At 40.5% G+C, this 22,305-nt stretch carries 21 protein-coding genes and 1 pseudogene; 6 read left to right on the plus strand and 16 right to left on the minus strand.

Going from position 1 to position 22,305, the window contains the following annotated elements; genetic code table 11:
• From hpt to IPK31_03740, 4 genes are all read right to left on the minus strand, one after another.
• Positions 1 to 546, minus strand: coding sequence for a hypoxanthine phosphoribosyltransferase (gene hpt, locus IPK31_03725; protein ID MBK8087118.1), 546 nt, complete (start codon positions 544 to 546; stop codon positions 1 to 3).
• Positions 547 to 551: 5 nt separating this feature from the next.
• Positions 552 to 1,826 carry a LysM peptidoglycan-binding domain-containing protein gene (locus tag IPK31_03730; protein MBK8087119.1) on the minus strand — a complete coding sequence of 425 codons (1,275 nt, stop codon included), beginning with the start codon at positions 1,824 to 1,826 and terminating at the stop codon, positions 552 to 554.
• Positions 1,827 to 1,834: 8 nt separating this feature from the next.
• Positions 1,835 to 2,473 carry an O-methyltransferase gene (locus IPK31_03735; GenBank protein ID MBK8087120.1) on the minus strand — a complete coding sequence of 213 codons (639 nt, stop codon included), beginning with the start codon at positions 2,471 to 2,473 and terminating at the stop codon, positions 1,835 to 1,837.
• Positions 2,474 to 2,540: 67 nt separating this feature from the next.
• Positions 2,541 to 3,998, minus strand: a complete 1,458-nt coding sequence (locus tag IPK31_03740; protein MBK8087121.1) for a sodium:solute symporter — start codon at positions 3,996 to 3,998, stop codon at positions 2,541 to 2,543.
• 130 nt (positions 3,999 to 4,128) lie between these two features.
• Between IPK31_03740 and IPK31_03745 the strand changes: the two genes are divergently transcribed.
• Positions 4,129 to 4,671 carry a TIGR00730 family Rossman fold protein gene (locus IPK31_03745; protein MBK8087122.1) on the plus strand — a complete coding sequence of 181 codons (543 nt, stop codon included), beginning with the start codon at positions 4,129 to 4,131 and terminating at the stop codon, positions 4,669 to 4,671.
• Here IPK31_03745 and IPK31_03750 read toward each other — a convergent pair.
• The 5 genes from IPK31_03750 to recG all read right to left on the minus strand — a co-directional run bounded on the left by IPK31_03750 (position 4,652) and on the right by recG (position 12,235).
• Positions 4,652 to 5,074 (minus strand): hypothetical protein, encoded by a 423-nt coding sequence (locus IPK31_03750; protein MBK8087123.1) that lies wholly within the window; start codon positions 5,072 to 5,074, stop codon positions 4,652 to 4,654. The genes IPK31_03745 and IPK31_03750 overlap by 20 nt on opposite strands.
• A gap of 8 nt (positions 5,075 to 5,082) precedes the next feature.
• Complete coding sequence (locus tag IPK31_03755) at positions 5,083 to 5,235, minus strand: hypothetical protein (GenBank protein ID MBK8087124.1); 153 nt, start codon at positions 5,233 to 5,235, stop codon at positions 5,083 to 5,085.
• A gap of 103 nt (positions 5,236 to 5,338) precedes the next feature.
• Complete coding sequence (locus IPK31_03760) at positions 5,339 to 6,364, minus strand: PorP/SprF family type IX secretion system membrane protein (GenBank protein ID MBK8087125.1); 1,026 nt, start codon at positions 6,362 to 6,364, stop codon at positions 5,339 to 5,341.
• 71 nt (positions 6,365 to 6,435) lie between these two features.
• Positions 6,436 to 10,053: a gliding motility-associated C-terminal domain-containing protein gene (locus IPK31_03765; GenBank protein MBK8087126.1), complete on the minus strand. Its 3,618-nt coding sequence runs from the start codon at positions 10,051 to 10,053 to the stop codon at positions 6,436 to 6,438.
• 37 nt (positions 10,054 to 10,090) lie between these two features.
• Positions 10,091 to 12,235: an ATP-dependent DNA helicase RecG gene (gene recG / locus IPK31_03770; GenBank protein MBK8087127.1), complete on the minus strand. Its 2,145-nt coding sequence runs from the start codon at positions 12,233 to 12,235 to the stop codon at positions 10,091 to 10,093.
• Positions 12,236 to 12,453: 218 nt separating this feature from the next.
• On the opposite strand from recG, the gene IPK31_03775 reads away from it, so the two are divergent.
• The 5 genes from IPK31_03775 (at position 12,454) to IPK31_03795 (ending at position 15,473) form a co-directional block, all read left to right on the plus strand.
• Positions 12,454 to 13,140 (plus strand): caspase family protein, encoded by a 687-nt coding sequence (locus IPK31_03775; GenBank protein MBK8087128.1) that lies wholly within the window; start codon positions 12,454 to 12,456, stop codon positions 13,138 to 13,140.
• Positions 13,109 to 13,462: a hypothetical protein gene (locus tag IPK31_03780; protein ID MBK8087129.1), complete on the plus strand. Its 354-nt coding sequence runs from the start codon at positions 13,109 to 13,111 to the stop codon at positions 13,460 to 13,462. The genes IPK31_03775 and IPK31_03780 overlap by 32 nt, the downstream gene beginning before the upstream one ends.
• Before the next feature lie 112 nt (positions 13,463 to 13,574).
• Entirely contained in the window at positions 13,575 to 13,904 is a 330-nt protein-coding gene (locus IPK31_03785; GenBank protein MBK8087130.1) for a hypothetical protein, read from the plus strand.
• A 165-nt stretch (positions 13,905 to 14,069) separates the two neighbouring features.
• A complete protein-coding gene (locus IPK31_03790) occupies positions 14,070 to 14,453 on the plus strand; it encodes a hypothetical protein (protein MBK8087131.1) in 384 nt (127 codons plus the stop codon).
• A 546-nt stretch (positions 14,454 to 14,999) separates the two neighbouring features.
• Positions 15,000 to 15,473, plus strand: a complete 474-nt coding sequence (locus tag IPK31_03795; GenBank protein MBK8087132.1) for a hypothetical protein — start codon at positions 15,000 to 15,002, stop codon at positions 15,471 to 15,473.
• Positions 15,474 to 17,734: 2,261 nt separating this feature from the next.
• Here the strand turns inward: IPK31_03795 and IPK31_03800 are convergent.
• The 7 genes and pseudogenes from IPK31_03800 to IPK31_03830 all read right to left on the minus strand — a co-directional run bounded on the left by IPK31_03800 (position 17,735) and on the right by IPK31_03830 (position 22,304).
• A complete protein-coding gene (locus IPK31_03800; protein MBK8087133.1) occupies positions 17,735 to 17,872 on the minus strand; it encodes a hypothetical protein in 138 nt (45 codons plus the stop codon).
• 326 nt (positions 17,873 to 18,198) lie between these two features.
• A complete protein-coding gene (locus tag IPK31_03805) occupies positions 18,199 to 18,702 on the minus strand; it encodes a hypothetical protein (protein ID MBK8087134.1) in 504 nt (167 codons plus the stop codon).
• A 248-nt stretch (positions 18,703 to 18,950) separates the two neighbouring features.
• Complete coding sequence (locus IPK31_03810) at positions 18,951 to 19,142, minus strand: hypothetical protein (GenBank protein ID MBK8087135.1); 192 nt, start codon at positions 19,140 to 19,142, stop codon at positions 18,951 to 18,953.
• A gap of 280 nt (positions 19,143 to 19,422) precedes the next feature.
• Positions 19,423 to 20,358 (minus strand): hypothetical protein, encoded by a 936-nt coding sequence (locus IPK31_03815; protein MBK8087136.1) that lies wholly within the window; start codon positions 20,356 to 20,358, stop codon positions 19,423 to 19,425.
• Positions 20,355 to 20,681 (minus strand): hypothetical protein, encoded by a 327-nt coding sequence (locus tag IPK31_03820; protein ID MBK8087137.1) that lies wholly within the window; start codon positions 20,679 to 20,681, stop codon positions 20,355 to 20,357. The genes IPK31_03815 and IPK31_03820 overlap by 4 nt, the downstream gene beginning before the upstream one ends.
• The gene (locus IPK31_03825) at positions 20,650 to 21,240 is read right to left on the minus strand and encodes a hypothetical protein (GenBank protein ID MBK8087138.1); all 591 of its coding nucleotides are present in this window, start codon (positions 21,238 to 21,240) and stop codon (positions 20,650 to 20,652) included. Before IPK31_03825 ends, IPK31_03820 begins: the two co-directional genes overlap by 32 nt.
• A 146-nt stretch (positions 21,241 to 21,386) precedes the next feature.
• Positions 21,387 to 22,304: pseudogene (locus IPK31_03830) on the minus strand (alpha/beta hydrolase).
• Between the last annotated feature and the right edge of the window lies 1 nt (position 22,305).

A 22,305-nucleotide genomic window follows, 5' to 3' on the forward strand; every position in this document is an offset into this window, starting at 1 on the left:
TCAGGAAGGAGTATCCGTCAGCTGGTAAATCTCTTTCAGGTTACGGCCAAGACCATCATAGTCTAATCCATAACCCAGTAAAAATATATTCGGTACGGAGAATCCAAGATAGTCAATTGTAACAGGATAAGTTGTTGCTTCCGGTTTGTGCAGTAATGCAGTAATCTTTAAGGATGCCGGTTGCTGGTTATACAGCTGCGGCAAAAATTCATTCATGGTTTTACCTGTGTCAATAATGTCTTCCAGGATAATGACATGCCTGCCCACAATATCTGTATCTAATCCAATAGCTGTAATAACCTGCCCGGTTGATTTGGTTCCTTTGTATGAAGCCAGTTTAATAAAACAGATCTCTGCTTCAATGGTAATGTACTTAAACAGATCGGCTGCAAAAATGAAAGAACCGTTGAGGATGGCAATAAAGAGAGGTTTCTTTCCTGCATAATCGGCATCAATTTCTTTGGCTAATTCTTTAACTCTTGCCAGCACAACTTCTTCAGTCATGTAAGGAACAAAATATTTATCGTGGACTTTTAGTGCAGACATGAAAATTATTTATTAATGATGAGTTCCATTCCTTCTTTGAGATCGGAGCCGTTGAGATTATTCCATTGCTGAAGCTGCGCCTGTGTTACTTCATACTTTTTTGAAATACTGTACAGGGTTTCTTTTGGCTGCACCACATGAATTTCTATTTCTGAAACAGTAACAGCTGATGGCTCTGTTACTGATAGTTCTAAAGCTGCTGTATTTTTCTTATCGCTGAGTTTGGGTGCAGCAGGTGCAGGTGCCTGCAAATAAAGTTGCTCTCCAACAGCAGGTTGCTGATTGGCTGTTAGCTGGTTCAATTGCATCAATGCATCTAAACGCATGCCCTGCTGCTGGGCAATATCATATAATGATTCACCATCAGCAACTACATGAAATTGACTGGCTCCTGTTCTGCGTTTGCGTTGCAGGTAAATAAGCTGATCTTTTTCAACCGCTTCCTTTTCTTTTAAATCGTTGAAGTCGAAAATATATTTCAACGGCACATTGTATTGCTGTGCAATGGCAAGGAAGGGAGTTTCCTTTACAATATACACAACCCTTGTTTCATTGATCTTAAACTCACCTGTGGGATATTGAACAACCTGTTTCTTTTCTTCCACTTTCACAACAGGAGGCGTAACAACGGGGGCTGCAACTACCGGGGCAGGCTTTGATTCCTGCGGCTGTGTGTTGACGGGCTGCGTTTTTTCAGTTGAAATAACTGTTTGCGGAAGAGTAACAGGCTGTTCGGTTTTTACAACAACAGATTCATCTTCTTTTTTCTTACCCATTGCAATCAATGAATAGTCATTCAGTTTATATGTTTCAATATACTTAATCAGCATTTCTGGATACTTGGGGTTGGTGGCATAGCCTGCTTTTTTTAATCCATAAGCCCATGCTTTGTAATCAACCGGATCAAGACCGAACAGGAAATCATAATGCTTTCTTGTACGCAGAAAATTCGAATGATCAACATACGATTCTTCTGCATTGCCATACTTTCTGAAACATTCACCGGGTGCATCATCATCATGACTTACAGATGGGCCTGTCCATGTTTCTTTACACTTAATACCAAAATGATTGTTTGATTTTTTAACCAGCTTGCTGTTGCCGTTTTCTGTTTCCACAATTCCCTGCGCCAGCGTAATGGAGGCAGGTACACCTGTGCGGATCATTTCCTTCATGGCAATTTCTTTGTAGGTATTTACATACTCTTCAATTGAAATTGTCTGTGATTTAACTGATGCGACAGTTACTAAACCAATAAACAGATAAACCAATCTCTTCATACGAATATTTATTTTTTACGAATGAGAAACAAACCGTCTCTCAGGGTTAACATGATTTTTTCCACTTCTTCATCAGCAGCAACCATTTCATTAAATGCCTGAATTGCTTTTGCATTCTTTCCTTTTAACACATCAGCCAGCACATCGCCATGAAACAACACATTGTCTGCCAAAATCAAACCGCCTTTTCTTAAACGGGGTTTTACCAGTTCATAGTATTTCATATAACCCGGTTTATCAGCATCTATAAATATAAGATCCCATGTTTCCTGCAATTGCGGTATGATTTCCAAAGCATTTCCCACATGCAGTTGAATTTTTTCATGAAGCCCGGCTTTGATAAAATTATTCTTTGCAATTACGGCATCCTGTTCACGCATTTCAATTGTATGCAATATTCCATCTGCTGCCAGTCCTTTTGCAAGACAAATACTGCTGTAACCGATCATGGTGCCAATTTCAAGTATCCGTTTTGGCTGAATAAGTTTGCTGATGATTTCAAGGAACTGTCCCTGGAGATGCCCGCTCATCATATGTGGATCAGCATGTGACTGAAAGGTTTCAGCAGCGATGCTTTTCAGTAATTCATCTTCTGCAGATGAATAGTTTGCAGCATATGCTTCTGCCTTTGGATGAATGAGTTCCAGGTGAAAAAATTTATGCAAAGATAAAGCTCACTGGTCAAAGGGCAAAGAACTGAAAGACAGTGATTTGTTAAACAGCCTGCGTCTTCGGCTTGTGTGAGATGAACCACAAACCAATAAAGGTTAAAAGCCCGTTGATGATGAGCAGTTCAAGTCCCACTTCAAATGAACCAAAGAGTTGCTTTTGAAATTTATCAATAAAGAAACAGATAACAGGTGCTGCAATGCAAACAAACGGCACCAGTTTATCATTCACTGCACGTTTGGTAATGATGCCGAATGTAAATAAGCCCAGCAAAGGACCATAAGTATAAGCGGCCACTTTTAAAATAACACCAATCATACTTGGTTCATTGATCCATTTATATACCATCACCAGTACTAAAAACAGGAACGCAAATACCAGGTGGATACGCTGACGTAATTTTTTCTTTTCTGCTTCCGTCATATCTGTTCGCCGTTGCATACCAATGATATCAATACAGAAAGATGAAGTGAGTGCTGTAATGGCACCGTCTGCACTCGGGAACAAAGCCGAGATCAATGCAATAATGAAGATGACTGAAACAATTGGTGGCATATGATTCAATGCTATGGAAGGAAATAGTTTATCTCCTACTGCAGTAATCCCCTGCTGCTCGGCAAACAGTAACAGTACACCACCAAGGAAGAGGAACAGCATCAGTACCACCATTAATATAACACCCAATGTGAGTACATTTTTTTGAGACCCTTTTAATGTTTTTACAGAAATATTTTTCTGCATCATTTCCTGGTCCATCCCGGTCATGGTAATGGTAATGAACGCACCAGCCAGTATCTGTTTCAGAAAAAAGAATTTACTTTCAGGGTTGGTAAAGAAAATTTTTGAATACCCTTTTTCATTCATGGCTGTGATACTGTCGCCAAAACTCATACCCATCTGGTTCAGCAGGTACACAACACAAATCACCAAACCGGCAAGCATACAGGTTGTTTGCAGGGTATCCGTCCATACAATTGTTTTTACACCGCCTTCATAAGTATATAATAAAATCATGATGAGGATAATGAGCGTTGTTACCCAAAAAGGAATATGAATGGATGGAGGTAATGCATCCTGCAAAATCCGTACAACAAGATATAATCTTGCGGTAGCTCCCAATGTTCTTGACAGAATGAAAAAAGAAGCCCCTGTTTTATATGCTTTGAAACCTAAACGTCCGCTCAGGTAATTATAAATGGAAGTGAGATTGAGTTTATAATAAAGCGGCAGCAGTACATAAGCAATCACCAGGTAACCGATGAGATAACCCAATGTAATCTGGAAATAAGCGAAAGATTCTTTGGCTACAGCACCGGGTACACTTACAAACGTAACACCACTTAAAGAAGTCCCAATCATACCAAATGCCACCAGCATCCAGTTGCTGTTGCGGTTACCGATAAAGAAGGAATCGTTATTGGAGTTTTTGGATGTGTACCACGCAACACCCAGCAGCAATAAAAAATATCCAAATACAAATGAAAATAATAATACCGGAGACATATGGCTTGGTTTAAAAATGAAGATAAATAAATAATTTTTAGAGCGGCTATTTCAAAGAGCTGGCAGCTTTTTAAAAGCTGTCAGCTCTGCTCTCCAACAGTTTCCTTACTTTGCAATATATAATTAAGATATGCAATTCTCTTCATTAGCTGTTTTCTGCGGTTCTAAATCAGGGGCCGATCCATTGTTTACTGAGCATGCAAAACAATTGGGTGCAATGATGGCGCTGAAAAACATCACACTTGTTTATGGCGGTGGTGGCAAAGGCCTGATGGGAACTGTGGCTGATGCTGTCATGGAAAATCAGGGAAAGGTAATTGGCATTATTCCTGAAATATTGCTTGAATGGGAAGCCCAGCACGAAGGAATTACTGAACTGATTGTTGTGGAAGATATGCATATCCGCAAAAAGAAAATGTATGAGCTCTGCGATGCAGCTGTTATCTTACCGGGTGGTCACGGCACATTGGATGAAATGTTTGAAATGCTTACCTGGAACACACTCAACATCCATAACAAAAAATTATTCCTGCTCAACAGCAATGGATATTACAATCATCTTGTTGCGCATATCAGGCATATGGAAAAAGAAAATTTCCTATACGAAAAAATGGAAGAACGGATTGTATTGGTGAATGACCCGGCTGAAATTTTTAACGACGCTGGTTTTTAGGTCTGATATAAAATAAAAAAGTAGTACGGAACACCGGCTGCAACCTTCCGAAATTATCAATGTAAGGAGAGTTGGGATCTCTCAGTACATCAACCATAATACTGGTGTAGAATTGTGATTGCCCGATCATCCTGTTACCATAACCACCACCCACAAGTATACTTGGCGCATCTCTTTTTTCTTTTCCTGATACTGCTCCGTTATTCTTTATGCTGTAAGTAATATTATTGTATTCAAACTGTCCCCCAAGAAAAAGCATATTCACCGGCCAGATTCGTACAAAAGGCCCGCCACCAACAACAAACTGCCTGTACGTAATGGGCGCATTGTATTCGTTTTGGGTGATATAGTTAACGTTGGTTGCAACGCCCACATCAATGAAGCGGTTTAAGCTGTAGCCCACTTCCGGATTTAAACCAATAATAAACCCATTAAAAAATCCAAGGTTAATTCCTGTTCCAAGAAATAATTGTTCTTTTTAAAGCCTCTTTCTTTTTCTTCCTGCGCAAAAGAAGAACTGAGAATGAAAAAAGAAAGGGTGAAGAGCAAGATGATTTTTTTCATGTGTCTGTTTTAGTTACTGCCTCAGGGTATTTGAGTTTCCTGCAGCAATAACGAAATTCGGAAAGGATGTTGAAGGAAAAAAATCTATTCAGCAAATAAAAACTTAAAACCTTGGACACATACTTTGTCTGCGCTGGTTCTTATCACCAAGGTATTCATTATAATATCCATTTCTAATGAGTGAGAACTCATAGGCGCCATAAGCACTGTTATATCTTCCAAGATTGCTGGTAGTGGCATCATATGTAAATGTAAAACGGATATCTTTCCATTCAAGTCCAACCATGGCTACTGCTGCATCGCCCCAGCGGTAATAAGCGCCTCCAAACACAACCACACTTCCATCGCCAATAACATTGTAAGCTGCATTACCGCCAAATACCAGTTCATTTGCTTTGGCCTGTGAAGAAAAATACGCATTGGGATTTAATATCCAATCATCATTCACTTTAAAACTTCCGTTTAAAAAACCAATATACCTGCGGGGTACTTCATTGGTACCATTGCTGAAAAAGGTTTCTTTTGGTTTGTTGATATGATGAACAGAGATACCTGCGTTTACATACGTTTTCTCTGTTGGAAAATATGCATAGTTCATCCCTACCTGCAGATCAAAATAAGAACTGCTGGGGTTTGTGAGTTTCGCTTCTCCATTTGGTGCGCCTGCATCAAAGAATTTTCCGTTCCACTGATTATCAAATGTAAATTTTGTTACATCAATCCGTTTGCTGGCATAACCTGCATTGAAGCCGGCTGATAATAAACTGCTGAGACCAATCATTTGATGATAGGCAACTGAACCATATACTTTGTTTGAACGGAGATTGCCACGCCCAGCAGCATCATTAAGCAAAACAGCACCGACACCTACCCATCCATTTTCAATTTTGTTGCGTAACAACTGAGCATCGCCCCATACACTTGCTGTTTTAAACGGAACAGGAACAGAAGACCATTGATTGCGGTAGTTAGCCCCAATCCTGTAATCGGCATCAGGAATAAATCCTGTATTGGCCGGATTAGTTGTTAACGGTGAATTCATAAACTGGGAAAAATGCAGATCCTGTGCACCTGCAGAACTTTGCAAAAGCACCAGCAATAACATTTGTATGATTCTGTTTTTATTCATATTCCACAATTCATTTTAAACAACTAATCTATCATTTTGTTCTACCCTTTAAACGGCTGAACCTTTTTTCATTATCTGATCAGCGTTACATCACCTTTCTTCTTAAACTTTTCACCGGTAAAATATTCCACCTCCAGTGTCCATGCATAGGCATCCATCGGCTGTGGTGTTCCTTTATAGTTTCCATCCCATCCAATATTCTGTGAGCGGCTTTCAAACACCATTAAACCCTGGCGGTTGTAAACACGTAAGGTCATCTTTGCAATACCGAAACCACGAACCATAAAGCGATCATTCACTCCGTCTCCATTAGGTGTAAAGGCGCTTGGCAGATCGTTTACAATATTGATGATTGATTCAACCGGAATACATATTGAATCCTGGCAGCCAACACTATTAGTGACTGTTTGGCAAACAGTATTAATACCCGGCCGCACATATTGATGAAACGGATCACGCAATGCTGATGTATCTCCATCACCAAATTCCCAGAACCACCGGACTACATCAGCTGATGCAGTACTTGTGAACCTTGTTGGTGTATTTTCCTGCGAAGGATTTGGATTATAAAAGAAACCTGCTGTTGGCGGTGCAACTGCCTGGAAGGTTCTTGTTGCAGAATCAATCAGGTTACAACTGTTGGGATTAAAAACATATTGCTTGATTGTGTAAGGCCCCGGAGTTGCATAGGTAAAGTTTGGCACAGTGGCATTCGACGATTGTCCATCGCTGCTTAACCACAGGTAACTGAGCGAACCAACAGATGTATCGATTATTTTTACTGTATCGGGTACACACACATTGTCTACACTGAACCCGGCCCTGATATTGTCTATCACCTGAAAATTCACCATACTTGAATCATCACCCAGATTACAGTAACCACTATCAATTAAAACAAGACGAACATTGTATGAACCAATTGCGGGGAACGTATGTGCAACCGGTGGTGCAAAACCTAAGATGGTGTCATTTTTCGTTCCATCGCCCCAAACCCACATAAATGATTTTGGCCCGAACGGTTTTGAAGAAGTAAGAAGATTACTTGTATTGGTAAAATTAAATGTAAGACTGTTACAGGCAAGTCGGGAATAATTGAACCCAACAGCAACAGAGTCTGTTGTAACACGAATCCGCATGGTAGCAGAATCCTTTACATTACAGGAATTACTGTCGATACCAATAATCTTTACATCAAAAAAACCTGTTGTATTATATGTATGTGTAAATGGATTGGTTGCTGTTGTATCATTTCTTGTACCATCTCCCCAAATCCAGATATACGTTTTGGCCATTCGGATCGTATCGGTAAACTGAACAGTAGCCGGTAAACAGAAGTTCAATTGTTTTGCACCTACTGCTCTTAATGCTACATCAACACCTGCTAAATCGAAACGGATTTTTACCATACCAAGATTACATCCACCGCCGCCAACTGCCGGGTTTACATTACCAAATACCCCTGCTGTAATTGGATAAGGTGCCTGGGCAGGTACAACAGCCCCTACATTTTTACAATTGGCGCAAATAGCCTGGTAAATAACTCCACTTTGATCAAAACGGCTTGTTCCTCCATCTACATGTTCTGTTCCTCCAGGACCTCCTAATTGTCCAAAGAAACTTCCGTACAACTGCGAGGCTGCATTTTTTTGTAACACAAAGAAATAAAAATCACTGCCGTCTGTTGTTCGCTGAAATGCATCGCTTGTTACCGGAAGTCCGGTGGTTCCTGCTGTTGGATAAGCAGAGGGCCCGCCACCAAAATTGTTGGCTGCCCCGCCCCATCCTGACACATACACGTTTTCGCAATTATCAACCAGAAAGGCAACAGGTGAAATATTTGGTGCGGCTGCTCCCGAAGTGCCAAAGGTTGTTGAATAAACAAAGCCACTGAGATTTGGCTGGAGTTTGGCAATAAACTGTCTTGAATTGGCTACAGAATAAATAGCGTTTTGTACAGGCCAGTTCCCGGTTGAAGTACCCATAACATAAGGAAATCCTTTTTGATCGAACTGGATACCATAAACGAGATCTGTTTGTGCCGTTCCAAGGTATGTTGTACGGAGAAGTGATACAGTTGTGCCATTATCTGTAAGATTGGTTACATAGCCATCTGCTGTGCCTCCATTATAAGCCGGCTGCAATACACCGGCTGCTGTACCGGGAAAATTAGTACTTGTAGTTCCACCTGCTACAAAAATATCCTGTGGGCTTAACGGATTAACTGATAAAACAAATGCAGCATCTTCTCCGATACCTCCAAGATATTTGCTCCATATAACCGTATTTGCATTAGGATTTATTTTTATTACAATCCCATCTTGTCTGCCTCCGGAACTATCCGATCCTGCCACCTGTGCAAAGAGCCTTCTTGATTGAGAGCACGAAGCAAGAAGAATATTGTTATTACGATCAAGTATAACTTCACTTTTACCATCATCTCCATAATTTCTTAACAGCGTTTGTGCACCTGCACCTCTGCTTGGGTTAATATTCACACCATCATCCCCTGTTCCGCCAATACGGATGGAGCCGATGATTGCCGTTCCGGTAGAATTGATCTTTGTAACAAAAATATCGTACCCTCCACCATCTCCATATAAAGCTCCGGGAAAAGTGTTGCCTGAATTTGTTCGTCCTGCAATCACTAAATTTCCGGCAGCATCTGCAATGATGCTGTGTGGCTGTTCAATTCCATTACCACCAAGATAGGTTGCAAACATTCTTGTACGTCCATCGGGTGACAAACGGATAATGCCTATATCCGGTGGAACACTTGCAGTTGTAGGTCCGCCACCGGTTGGCTGTATAACACCTGTACTTGTAGGAAATCCAGTAGGCTGTGCAATACCACCGCCAAAAAAACTGCCATCAGGACCCGGTGTGGCTGTAAAGCCCCAGTTATCAGTTGTACTTCTGCTGAAAGAAGAAAAAACTAATGCCGGATCAATGATCAGCGTTGTTGTCCTGTCATAATTTTTTATATCGAAACTTACTGTATTACCGGCAAGCTTGTACCTGCATTGAATAGTTTCCCTTTTCCCTTCAACAAACTGAAAAGTATACGGCTTCAGCTCACGGGCTTCTCCAACCGAAGTGCCCACAATCAGTTCATTATTCCTGATGCTGAGTTTATCGGCCCCTTCGTAATGCATTTGAATTTTTGAAACATCTGCACCGGGATAAACAACAATATCATACTTCAGCTGATCGCCCTGCACATAATAACGCACATCCACACCCGGATAAACATTTTTGTACGTGATGGCCTGAAAGAGTTTACAACCGCTTGCCCATTTGCTTTCATCATTGCCTATAAAATAATTTTCAATTCCCGGCAATGGTTTTTCCATAACAGGAGTTGAATTGAAATTACCGCCAAGGAATTTTACCCTGAAAGCATGGGCACGCATTTTATCAGGTACTGCTGCAGTAACATCTTTTTTTGAGGGGGAATCAATTCTGTGACCGTGATTGTATTCAGTTAACCGCTGATAATCTTCCGGGTGATGCATAAGGATCGTGTATCCATCTTTACTTAAAAAGAAAGCACTGTTACCGGCTTCGGTTTTAAACTGCACCTGCTTATCCCACTGGCCTTTATTTTCTACAAAATAAAGCTGCGACTTTGTAATAAGTGGCAACGCTAAAAACAAACATGGTACGATGAAGAGACGGGATATTATCATGTAAAATTTCTCCAATGCTAACGGTATTTGAATGTACTCAAATTAAACGGAAAATTCCTGCGCTTATTTCCTCATGCCACTTTGCTCCACTGTGTTTTCCCTTTTTTTGATAAAAGGTAGTTTTTAACAGCAAATTTTTTGCCATAGACAGGTCGGGGTCATCAATCAACAGTTCATCACTGATTATTTTTGCCTGCTCAAGCAATTCTTTATCCTGAACAATGCTTGCCAGCTTAAAATTCAATACCCCACTTTGTTTGGTGCCTTCAATATCACCGGGACCACGGAGCTCCAGATCTTTTTCTGCTATTAAAAAACCGTCATTGGTTGCACACATGATCTTTAACCGTTCACGTGCATCATTCGTTAATTTGCTCCCTGTTAAAAGAATGCAAAAACTCTGTTCGCTTCCTCTTCCCACTCTTCCACGCAACTGATGCAGCTGTGATAAACCAAACCGTTCTGCACTTTCCATCACCATCACACTTGCATTCGGCACATCAACTCCCACTTCAATTACTGTTGTTGCAACCATGATCTGAGTATCATTTTTTTTGAAACGCATCATATTGGTTTCTTTTACATCTGCTTTTTGTTTTCCATGCACCATACTGATATAATACTTCGGCTCAGGGAAAAATGCTTTTACTTCTTCGTATCCTTTCATCAGGTTTTCGAAATCAAGCTTTGAACTTTCTTCAATCAATGGATAAATAAAATATGCCTGTCTTCCTTTTGCAATTTCTTCTTTTACAAAATCCATTACTGCCGGTCTTGCCGTTTCATAACGGTGAACAGTGGTAATTGGTTTACGTCCCGGCGGCAGTTCATCCATTACACTGTAATCCAGATCACCATAAGCTGTCATCGCCATTGTCCTCGGTATTGGTGTTGCCGTCATTACCAGCATATGCGGCGGAACATGATTCTTCAACTTCAACTCCGCTCTTTGTGCCACACCGAAACGATGCTGTTCATCAACAATGGCCAGCCCAAGATTTTTAAACTGCACAATTCCTTCAATCAATGCATGAGTACCTACGATCATTTGCACTTCGCCAGATTGCAGGCCATTCAAGATCTTTTCCCGTTCAGCTTTTTTGGTTGAGCCTGTGAGCAGCTTCACTTCAATCTTCATTTCTTTCAGTAAACCGGAAATACTGTTGAAATGCTGCTGGGCCAGAATTTCAGTCGGTGCCATTAAACAACTCTGAAAACCATTATCGGCAGCCAGTAACATGGTCAAGAGGGCAACAATCGTCTTTCCGCTGCCTACATCACCCTGTAATAAGCGATTCATCTGGTGGCCCTTCGCTGTATCCACCCGTATTTCTTTCAACACTCTTTTCTGTGCACCTGTTAACTGAAATGGCAGATGCCTGCTGTAGAACTCATTGAACAGATTGCCCACTTTATTAAACACCACTCCTTTTGAAAAACGGTGACGGTTGCTCTTGATCATGGCCATACGTAACTGGGCAAAAAACAACTCCTCAAACTTTAATCTTCTCAAGGCCGCTTCATACTGATCTGCATCGGCAGGAAAATGCATATGCCTGTATGAATCATATCTCGATGGAAAGTTTAATGATGTAACCAAATGCTCCGGCAAATTTTCCGGCAAATCTTTAATATGAATTTGCGGCAGCAACACTGCTGTGAGCTTGGCAATACTTCTTCCGTTTAATCCCTTTGCTTTTAATTTTTCGGTTGTTGGATAGATAGGTTCAAGCAATTGCCTGCCTTCTGCATTCTGATGAGTAAGTACTTCCAGTTCTGGATGAACAATCTGAGGTTTACCCATAAAAAAACTCAGCTTACCAAACACTAGATAATCTTCTCCAATAGCCAGTAGTTTTTGTACCCAGTTAATTCCCTGGAACCAGGTAAGCTCCATAGTACCCGATACATCCTTAATATGTGCCACCAGTCGCTTACCCTGCCGTTCGCCAATAATTTCAAAGTCGGTTAATCTCCCGGCCACCTGCACATAATCCATTTGCAGGGTTACCTGTTGAATGGGAGTAATCTTTGTTTTATCGAGATGACGGTAGGGAAAATGCTCCAGCAGATCATTGAACGTAAAAATGTTCAGTTCCTTTTTCATCAAATCGGCACGCAAAGGCCCCACACCTTTCAGGTATTCGATGGGGCTGCTTAATATGGATGATGAAGGATGGATAGAAATGATTTTGCGGTGAATTTACTGCGTACTGTGTAACCTGCCAATCATTGTTTAGGGCTTTTCTTTACTCAGTGCTGTAGCTGAGCTATATGAAAAAGACCTGTCCTGAAAAGTCACTTTGATCAAAATACCGTTGGGAGGGTATTGAAAAGAGTGTGCAGAGAGATTAATATTGCAATATCAATCGGGAAAAACTAACTTCCCTAAAAACTAAAATGCGAATCTTCTTCTTTCTTTTTTTACTGATAGCCGGCCTCCCGGTTTTTGCGCAGAAAGAACCAAATAAACTGGCCCTGATTGTTGCCATTTCAAAATATGCACCATCAACCGGCTGGAACAGTTTGAACTCAGAGAATGATATCCCTTTAGTAAAAGAGGCATTAAAACGTCAGGGATTCAAAGAAGAGAATATCAGAATCGTTCGGGATAAGGAAGCTACCAAACTGGGAATCTTAAACGCCATCAAACAGCAATTGATTGATAAAGCAAAGCCGGGTGATGTTTGTGTGTTTCATTTCAGCGGGCATGGTGAACAGGTATTTGACGACAATGGTGATGAAGCTGATGGATATGATGAAGCATTGGTAACTTATGATGCTCCCATGGAATATCAGCCTGGTGTTGAAAAGCATTTACGTGATGATGAGTTTGGATTGAAGCTGGAAGAGATCAGAACCAAATTGGGAGCTGATGGAAATTTACTGGTGATCATTGATGCCTGTCACAGCGGCACAAGTACACGTTCAGGATTAGGCAACTATCGTGGCACAACAAAAAAATACCAACCCAAAGGTTATGCTCCCAAAGTGAATGAAAATTGTAAACGAAGCAATCTTCAACCTGGGCGAATCAAAACCAGGACAGGCTCCGATGAGTGCTTTCTTTGCATCAGCAGCATCTGAACTTAACCAAGAATGTGGCGATGAACATTGCGGCAGTTTATCACTGGCTTTTTCAAAAGCATTGGCAAAGGCTGATTCAAAAACAAGTTATCGTGGTTTATTTGACAATGTGCGTTTAGAAATGAGTAAGAGTGTTCCCGGACAAACACCAAATGCTGAAGGCGATCTCGATAAAGAAATTTTTGGCGGCAAAGCATTGGGCAAACCAAATTATTATATAGCTGAACAAATTCTTGGTAAGAAAAAATTACAATCAGTTGCGGAAAGATATATGGTGTTTTTGCAGGTACTACAGTTAAAGTTTTGCTTCCAATACCTATAACAGGGAAACAGCAACTCCACTTGCAAAAGGCATTTTAACTACGGCTGCCGATTACAGCAGTGAGGTTGAACTGGATACAGAGCTGAGTAATGATCAGTTGAAAACTGCCTGGGTGTTTTTAGAAGAAGTAAGCTTTGGTGATTTATCTGTTGCTGTTACCATTAAAACAAAAGATGCAGCGTTGAATGGAAAACTGAAAGATGCAGTTGCAAAAATTAAACAGGCCAAGCTGGTAAGTGAACAGGGCGATGTATTTATTGAGCAGGGTGCAGAAGGTTTCAGTGCCGACTCGATCTATATTTCCACATCAGGTGATTACCGTTTAGGTGTTTGCAGTAAGAATCTGAATGCAGATGAACTTTACACAATTGTTGCGGCTAAGATTGGTGCATATGGACGTGCTGCCTACCTGCGCAACCTGAACATGAAAATGAAGAGTTGAATGTAGTGTTTGAATTTGTGCCGATTGATTATAAAAAGCTGAAGGAAATAATAATGCGATCATAAAAGATTTACCTGTGAAGACGATCAAGGATGCATCGGCAATATTGTTTTCCAGCACGATGACCGGTATAACTTACGGATCATTAATAATGGTCAGGAACGTTTGTATTACAATATTCTTGAAATACAACCCGACAACCTGGTGAATGTATTGTTCCCCGGCAGCAATCAACAGGCATCTGATTGCTTTATCAACCCTGGTGATACGGTAAGGTTAACAAAGATCTTTAAGATCAGTCCGCCCGATGGAATGAATGTAATTAAGTTAGTGGCAGCGAAAGCACCTTTGAATCTGCGCCAGGTATTTGTTGCCCAGGGCAGTTCAAGAGGCAACACTGCAAAACCAACCAACCCCTTTGAAAAACTAATGGATGGTATCAATCGTGCTGAAGGTGTACAGTCAAGAGGAAGCGGAGAAGAAACCATTCAGCCGGATGCTGTAAATATATTTTCCATTCCTTATAAAATCGTTCCGAAAAAACAATAATAAATATAATTGCTAATTCAGAAAAGTTTCTAATCTTTATTCACAAACCAAAAAAACAAACACAATGAAAAAGGTTTTATTCCTCCTTATCGCAGTAGTTGGCTTATCATTAGCTTTCACTACCACTGCTAAAGCTCAGACACAGCGTAAAAAAAGTTGCTGTAATTGCACAACCTGTAACAGAAAAGAAAGATCTGCCTGGTCCTGATGCAGCTCCACGTGAAAAGAAAACCCGAGGTTATTGCTATGCTTATTTCGATAACTACACAGGTCAGTATGTTGACATCTGGGTAGAAGGTATTTACCAGGGTCGTCTTTCTCCATACGCAACATCAGTACGTATTGATGTATGGGTACCGGGTAACTGGACAAAATGGTATGCAGAAACTACAGACAAATCTTTGTACTGGAGCAACAGCAGCTATTGCAACGACAGCCGCACATTTACACTTAATCTTAAAAGATAATAAGGTAATGTTTTCAGTAAGGGGTATAAACTTCAATGTTTATACCCTTTTTTTTTATATACATTTACGTAACTGCTGTATGAAGTTTTTAAAGAAATTCTTTACTGAGTATCTGCTTCTCAACCTGTTTATTTTTGGTTGTGTATCGCTGCTTTCATTAGCCATCATCAACATTTCTTTCTTTGATCCTTTTACAGAGGCTTTTCAGGATTTTTCGTTAACCGATTTATATTACACAAAAGAAAAAGACAGAAACCAGATTAATAAAGGTCCGGTTGTTTTAATAAATGTTGAAGATAAAGACCGCTCACAGGTTGCCTATCTCCTTCAGCAGATTCAGAAGGGCAAGCTCAAAAGCAGTGGCACTCGATATCGTTTATGCCCAAAGAATCAATCAGCAGGACAGCCTGCTAAAGCTGAGTTTACTTCACACAATAATTATGTATTCAGCTATATTGCCGATTTCGATAACTTGCAGGGAATCAGTTTATACCGATTCTTTTTTTACCACGCAAAGAGATGGTTATGCAACAATGGTTGCAGACAATATTGAATATTCAACCATCCGCCATTATTATCCCTTCAATGATAACAGGCAAGCATTTACCAGCGCTATTATAAAGAAATACGACAGTGCTCTTTATCAGCAACTCTTAAAAAGAAAAACAAAAAACGGAGATTCATTATACCGGCAACCTGTCCAACTTCAGTTACTATGATTTTGACGAAGTAACAGATCCCGACTTTAATGCCTCTGCTTTACAGAATAAAATTGTACTGCTTGGTTATCTTGGTATGCCGAAAGTAAAATGCCGGCAACCGCAGGATGAAGAACATAAATTTTCACTCTCTTCAAAACAGTAGGATATCAATGCAGTCACCTGATAAAAGTGGCTGTGATACACGCCAATATTCTGCGGCTGATTCAGATAACGATTATATAAGTAGTTCCCTCCATGGAGGGTATTCCTGGTTTCATTTATTCTGCTCCTTGGATGATTTACCATGGTCATGCGCGGTTTGTTTTAAAGGTGATCTCTGGTTTAATCCCAAGTTAAGTACACATTGTCTCACTGATTGGAGTTTGCTTATTGTTGCGCTTTCTGTGTTCACTTACAAGTACTTTAATACCAACGCGACCCGGGATTATTAATCACCGTTTGGTTTATCGCCAACTTTGAATTAATTTGTAGCGTTCCTAATACTTCTCCGTTACAAATTAAAGGATCCGCTCCGTTCCGTATATTCCGCCTCTCTTAGGTAAAGACCACGATTAAACTTTAACTAGATCGGTTTTCTTCTTTTCGCTGAAAAAGCCGCTGATGTAAATTACCTGAAATTCTGACGAAGCGGTAAACAAAAATGTTTACTGGCAGTGATGACGGTTGAAAGAAAAAGGCGTAAACGAGAAATTTTCTTTTCTCTGCCAACCAATCGATCGTATCACGGCAGAACTGGCCGATGTGATGCTGAATGAGCGACAGCAAATCAATGCTGCTTTGAAAACCCGGCACTTATACTCCATTCTCAAATAAAAAAAAATTATCTGAAAAGGTAAAAGCAACGGCACTTCCGGTTTTTTTCTTACGTGTCATAAAAATGACCGTGGCCTTACAGACGATAAGTAAAGAGTAAGTGCGGCGGGTAATTAGGTAACATGCCTCGCAGCTGCCAGCCGACAGTGCAGCTTTGTTTTTACAAACCTCAGGCCTGGGAAATAATGGAAACTCCTGGAGCAGAAAAACATTCCATACAGAATCATCATCCGTGTGAATCAATTATTACTTGACACAGTGCTCGAAAAATCATCTTTACAGTTCCTGAAAAATTTTGTGTGGTAATACAGCCAGGCTGGGCAAGTGGAATGCGTTTCCACTAGACAAAGCAAAACAACCTGAACTGTTTCTCTATATTCTTCTCCTGCCAAAAAAGACAAACCTATTTTACAGCAGCAATTCAATCCACTTAAGAAAAGCGCTGGCTCAAAGATCGTAGCAGTTTTTCTCGTGCGGGAAGCAATGAAAAGAGATTTATTTGAGCACTACGGGGAAATTGTAATATTTGAAACAAAATCTTTACATAAAAAAGATTGCCTTTTTCAGACGGCTTTCTATTTTCTCATATGCTGATCGATTACTTTAATAAACGACTTTTCCTGTTTAAAAGTTGTTTTGTGTCTGATGCATCTGTTAATTGAATAAGGCAGATTTCTGTCCCTCTTCAGCAACAACCAACATCTGATCTTAAGGACGGGCCAGAATAAACTGTTGCTTGTACACTTTACTTCCTTTTCCATCAAATACAATTCGATGGTAATTTTAAAGTAAATTTCTTACTGAGATATCGATTATAACAGCGCACCCGGAACCGACCGTTCATGTGGACTGGGGCAGAAAAATCTTATTGATGCGCAATCAGCGCTACTTAATGTCTTTGATCTTCTTCCACTACAGCCACTTGTCTCCTTTTGCTCATACATTGTAGTCACCAATCCGACTGGTCAAAATTTACAGCGGGTGTATTTCCGGTATTAGTAATGCCAACAGCATTGCTTTCTGCCAGCTTAAAGTAACACCGGCTAGTTGGAAACACCCGCAGTGGCAATAGTTGCTTGCAAACCCGGGAATAATTTACTGTATGGGGCAGGACTTAATGAACCACGGTAAAGGGTTCACAGTTAACCCAGCTCCAGTTGAAGTTACATCCACAAACCCGTTTAATACATCTCTGTATTTATAATATCGTGAAATTTGTACCTGTTGTTAATGGTATTCAGTGCTTGCCGCAGCAGGCAACTGCTTACATTATTGAATTTCATACCACCATTTGTACTAATCGCCATTGATAATCGATGCCAAACAGCTGCATTGATACTGAAGCCGGCGTTACCAGTTTTCCGCAAAGTGCGGCATTGAAGAACAGCAACACAACAACAGGTGCGTTATTTATCATGAAATGCAGTTGATGTAATTGTAGGAGTAAGTATGTTCAGCGCTTTTGGCAATACAATGGTAACGGTATCATTCTGCAGCAATAGTTGCATTTGTTAAGGCATAGCTAAAGCAGCATCTGCTCCATTTATATTTATGGTAAAGTCGTACCACCACTGTACTCTCAATCGCCATTGATAGCTGAGTACATCTCCGGTTGCTGTTACAGAAAATGTATTACCGCTTCCCTGGCAAATATTGTTTGATGTTGGTTGTGCTGTAAATGCCGGTGCATTTTGTACAGTAAGTATAGCTGCATTGGATGTGGCATTACGGCAACCTCAGTTATTACACAACGGTAGCGGTAACCTGTTTGTCCGCTTGTAACTGCTGTAAGCGGAAGTGTTGCATTAGTTGCTCCTCCAATATTATTGTAAGAAGATCCGCCATCTGTACTTTCCTGCCATTGGTAACCAACAAACAGATCCTGTTGCTGCAGCAATAAAAGTTTGTATTACTGTTTGAGCAAATAGTAATATCTGCCGGTTGATTACTTATTGCAACTGCATTGAAAACATTCAACGTTGCAGCATTAGATGTTACAGCAGGCGTGCATGCACCACTTACAACACAACGGTAACGGTAATTATTCTGTGTAATGGTTGCTGCTGAAACAGTATAGCTGTTTGCATTAGCAGAACCAATTGGGTTAAACGTGTTACCGCCATCTGTACTTACTTCCCACTGATAATTGAGTGCTGATCCGCTGGCAGACACTGAGAACGTTCTGTTACTGCCTGCACAAATAGTTCCGGAAACAGGTTGAGTTGAAACAGCTGGTGCTATTTGCACAGTTAAAACGGCAGCTGAAGTATTACTGGTATTGCACTGACCGGTGCATACACAACGGTAACGGTAGTTGTTTTGAACAGCTGTTGTCCCGTTAACTGTATAACTTGTTCCGGTTTGTCCGGCAATATTATTCCACGTGCCACCACCATCAGTACTTAGCTGCCATACCTGTGACGATGCTCCTGTTGCAGCTGAACTAAATGTTATATTACTTCCTGCACAAATTGTTTGTGAAGATGGATCTGTAATTACCGAAGGACCGGTTCGGGCTGCACAATAAAACGGATCACTCTTGTTTTTGTAATGGAGCCTGATACACCCTGTATGGTTATATCATAACTGCCAAATGCCAGCGTATTGGCATTGTTCAGTGTTATATCAACATTATTGCCGGGTGTAACAGTTGTTGAACTGAAGCTTACTGTTGTTCCTGCAGGCACACCTGCAATAGCTGAAAGATCAGCAGTGTAGTATAACCAAGTATTGATGTTACCGCAAGCTGTATTGTTCCTGATGCAGCTGAAGAACAGGAAACTGTTGCAGCAGCCGGTGCATTAAAATCAAAGCCGGGATCAGCAGCAACAATTGTGAAGTTGGCATTATTGATATCAAAGAAAATATTACCAACAGCCCCTTACTCTTATTCTTGCCTGTGTTGTTGGATTATTCGGTACTGAAATTATTTCACTTCCATCATTAGGGAGTACTTGCAAACAATTGTTATTGAAAAGTTAATCCTCCATCCGTTGACAGATCAATGGCAACATTTGCACAGTTTACCGGTGCTAAGGTTGTATTGCCAACACTCCATGAAACAGTTTGTGCAGAACCTGAATTCCAGGATATTCCGGTTGTATTAGGTGCTGTAACTAAAAAAGGACCTGATGTATTGGTTATCGTCAACACCATGTTATCACTTTGTGTTGAACCTCCGTTTAATTTATTATCTCTTACTGTTAACCTGAAATTGAGTGTACGGTTAACAGAAGGAAGCACTTCCCATTTTTGTCCGTTTGCTCCGGTAAGTATGGTTGCTAACTGTGGAATTGTTCTTGAGGGTGTTGCTGTTGAAAGGAATGAATGGAACTGTGGACCGGCAGTTGCAGTGGCAGAAGGTACTGTTGAAAAACCGCTTGCCCTTGAATCAACCTGTTCCCAGTTATAAGAAAGTATATCGCCTGCATCAATATCACTACCGCTTCCTGTTAATACAAATGGTGTTGAACGGGGAATAGTAAAATCAGCTCCTGCACTTGCAGTTGGTGCATTATTTCCTGTATTCGTAATAACAGCACAGGAACCTGCACCATTGATTATATAATTGGTGATCTGCTGAATATTTACTGCATGAAAATAATCATCACTATGAGGTTGCACATCTGTTGTAGGGCCGGTAATACCTGCATAGCCCATGATTGTACTTCCGCTGCCTGGTTCAACCTGTACACCGGTACCTTCATTACCTCCATGTGTATGCGTATGATTTCCGCCAAACTGATGCCCCATTTCATGTGCCAGGTAATCCACCACAAACCAGTCGAAATTATTCAGGTTGTTGTATGATGTAAACCCACTTCCTTTTTCACCTGTTTGGCATACACAACCTATACAACCTGCATTGCCATTATCACTTGTTCTGTGTACTAAATGGCCTATATCATAATTGCGTCGCCAATTTGTGCATCAATAGTCACCTGTGTTGTTGAATTCAGTTCGCCGGACCAGGGATCAGTTGAAGCATCTAAATAAATAACGAGATCATTGTTGGGAACAAGTATCATACGTATTGCAAAATCTCTTTCATAAATTCCATTCGTTCTCGTCATTGCAGCATTCATTGCAACCAGCACTTTTGCTTTTCTCTGCGCATCGGTTGTTTCAGTTCCATTTAACCAAAACTGTGAAAACTCTCCGGTTGAAGCGAGTGCAAGACGGAACGTTCTGAGTTTACCATCTGTTGCATTTTGTGCTTCGGGCATTTCGCTTAAACGCTGCATTGTGTTTTCTCATCAGTAAAACATTTAAACTCATTTTTATAATCAATGATTTCATTTCTTGAAACAACCAGGTACAGTTGTTTTTCTCATCTGACTGGTCGATATAAATTGTTGGACGGTCGGTAGAAAGAATCATCCCTTCGAACTTACCCATTCCCATACTGAAACGGATGGTTGAGTTGGGACGGTCAATTCCTTTACCGGCATAAGAATGAATGCCGGGATACTTTGCGGCAAGATCAGGGTGCATCACTGGTGCATTCACAACCCTGTACCGTTCAATTACTCCTTCAGCATTTGGTACTGAAAGAATAAACGATGAGTTTGATGCAGATACACTTTTTTCTGATGGGGCACGCTTCAGTTCTTCTGTCATGATTGATGACTTCAACTGAAATACTTTATATGCCTTGGGTTTACTTCCATTTGGAAACCGGTCAGCTGAAAGCCAACTTTCATCCATTTGCTGCCATAGGTTTTGCTGGCCATAGGTAGCAACACAAATAAATACAAAAAGAGAGAAGAGTAAAGATTTTCTCATGTTACGTTTTGGTTTAAGCAGAAGCAATCAAGATATAAAAAAACACTTATACAAGGCAATTGCACTGGAGAAAAAAAAGCCCTTCTTTGTCAAAACAGAACAGATACAGACAAAATGCGGAAAAATTCAACAGAAAAGACTACGAATTATTTCTTCATCAGGAAGAGAACCGGTATCGCTAACCGTTTACGCCAGGCATTCTCAGAATGGTTTGCTCCAAGAAACTCCTTAGTTATCCAATTCCTGCCTGTAAACCCTTTTGCTTTCATAATACTATCTGCCTGCTGCTGAAAAGGTTTGTAAAGTGAATCAAGCGTAGCTGTTCCGTAATCAAAATAAATTTTATGTGTGCCGGGGTCAGGTAAATTGCGCCTCAAATAATTCATAAAAGCTTCCGGAACCGGATTGTCCTTACAGTAAATAACCCTGGCCAGTGTGTAGATAAACAGGCAGCACCTCCAAATACAGTTGGATACTACAAATTGCATACATAGAAATTAATCCACCCATACTTGACCCCTGCGATGCATGTATTGTTTCGGTCTTTCAGAGTAGAAAAATTTTCATCAATAAAAGGTTTAAGTTCAGTTACAAGAAATTTTAAATACTTATCTGATTGCACAGGAACTGCAAATAATGAATAGTCTTTTGTTGCTGTTGCGGTATAAATTGAATCCTGCTGCTGTTTGAGAAGTGATTCAAAAGGTTTTTGCGGAAAATAATCTGCATGACGTTTACCGCCTGTATTCCACACAGCAACAACAATGCAGTCTTTTATTTTTTTGTTTTATTAATCGCCCAATTGTTTCATCAACTCCCCACTCCTGTTTGTTCCAGTTGCTGGTTGAATCAAACAGCATTTGTCCATCGTGCATATACAGAACAGCATATTTCTTTTTTTGGGAATATCCTTCAGGCAGCCATACTTCAACATTCCTTGCATCAACATAAACAGATGAAAAATTTGCAAACCGCTTAACAAAACCCGACGATACATTTACTTCCTGGGAAAAACTGCTATTCAGCAGAAAAAAACAAAACACAGGAATAAGTGTTGCTTTCATG

It is taken from the genome of Chitinophagaceae bacterium (assembly GCA_016713085.1).
Lineage (GTDB): Bacteria > Bacteroidota > Bacteroidia > Chitinophagales > Chitinophagaceae > Lacibacter.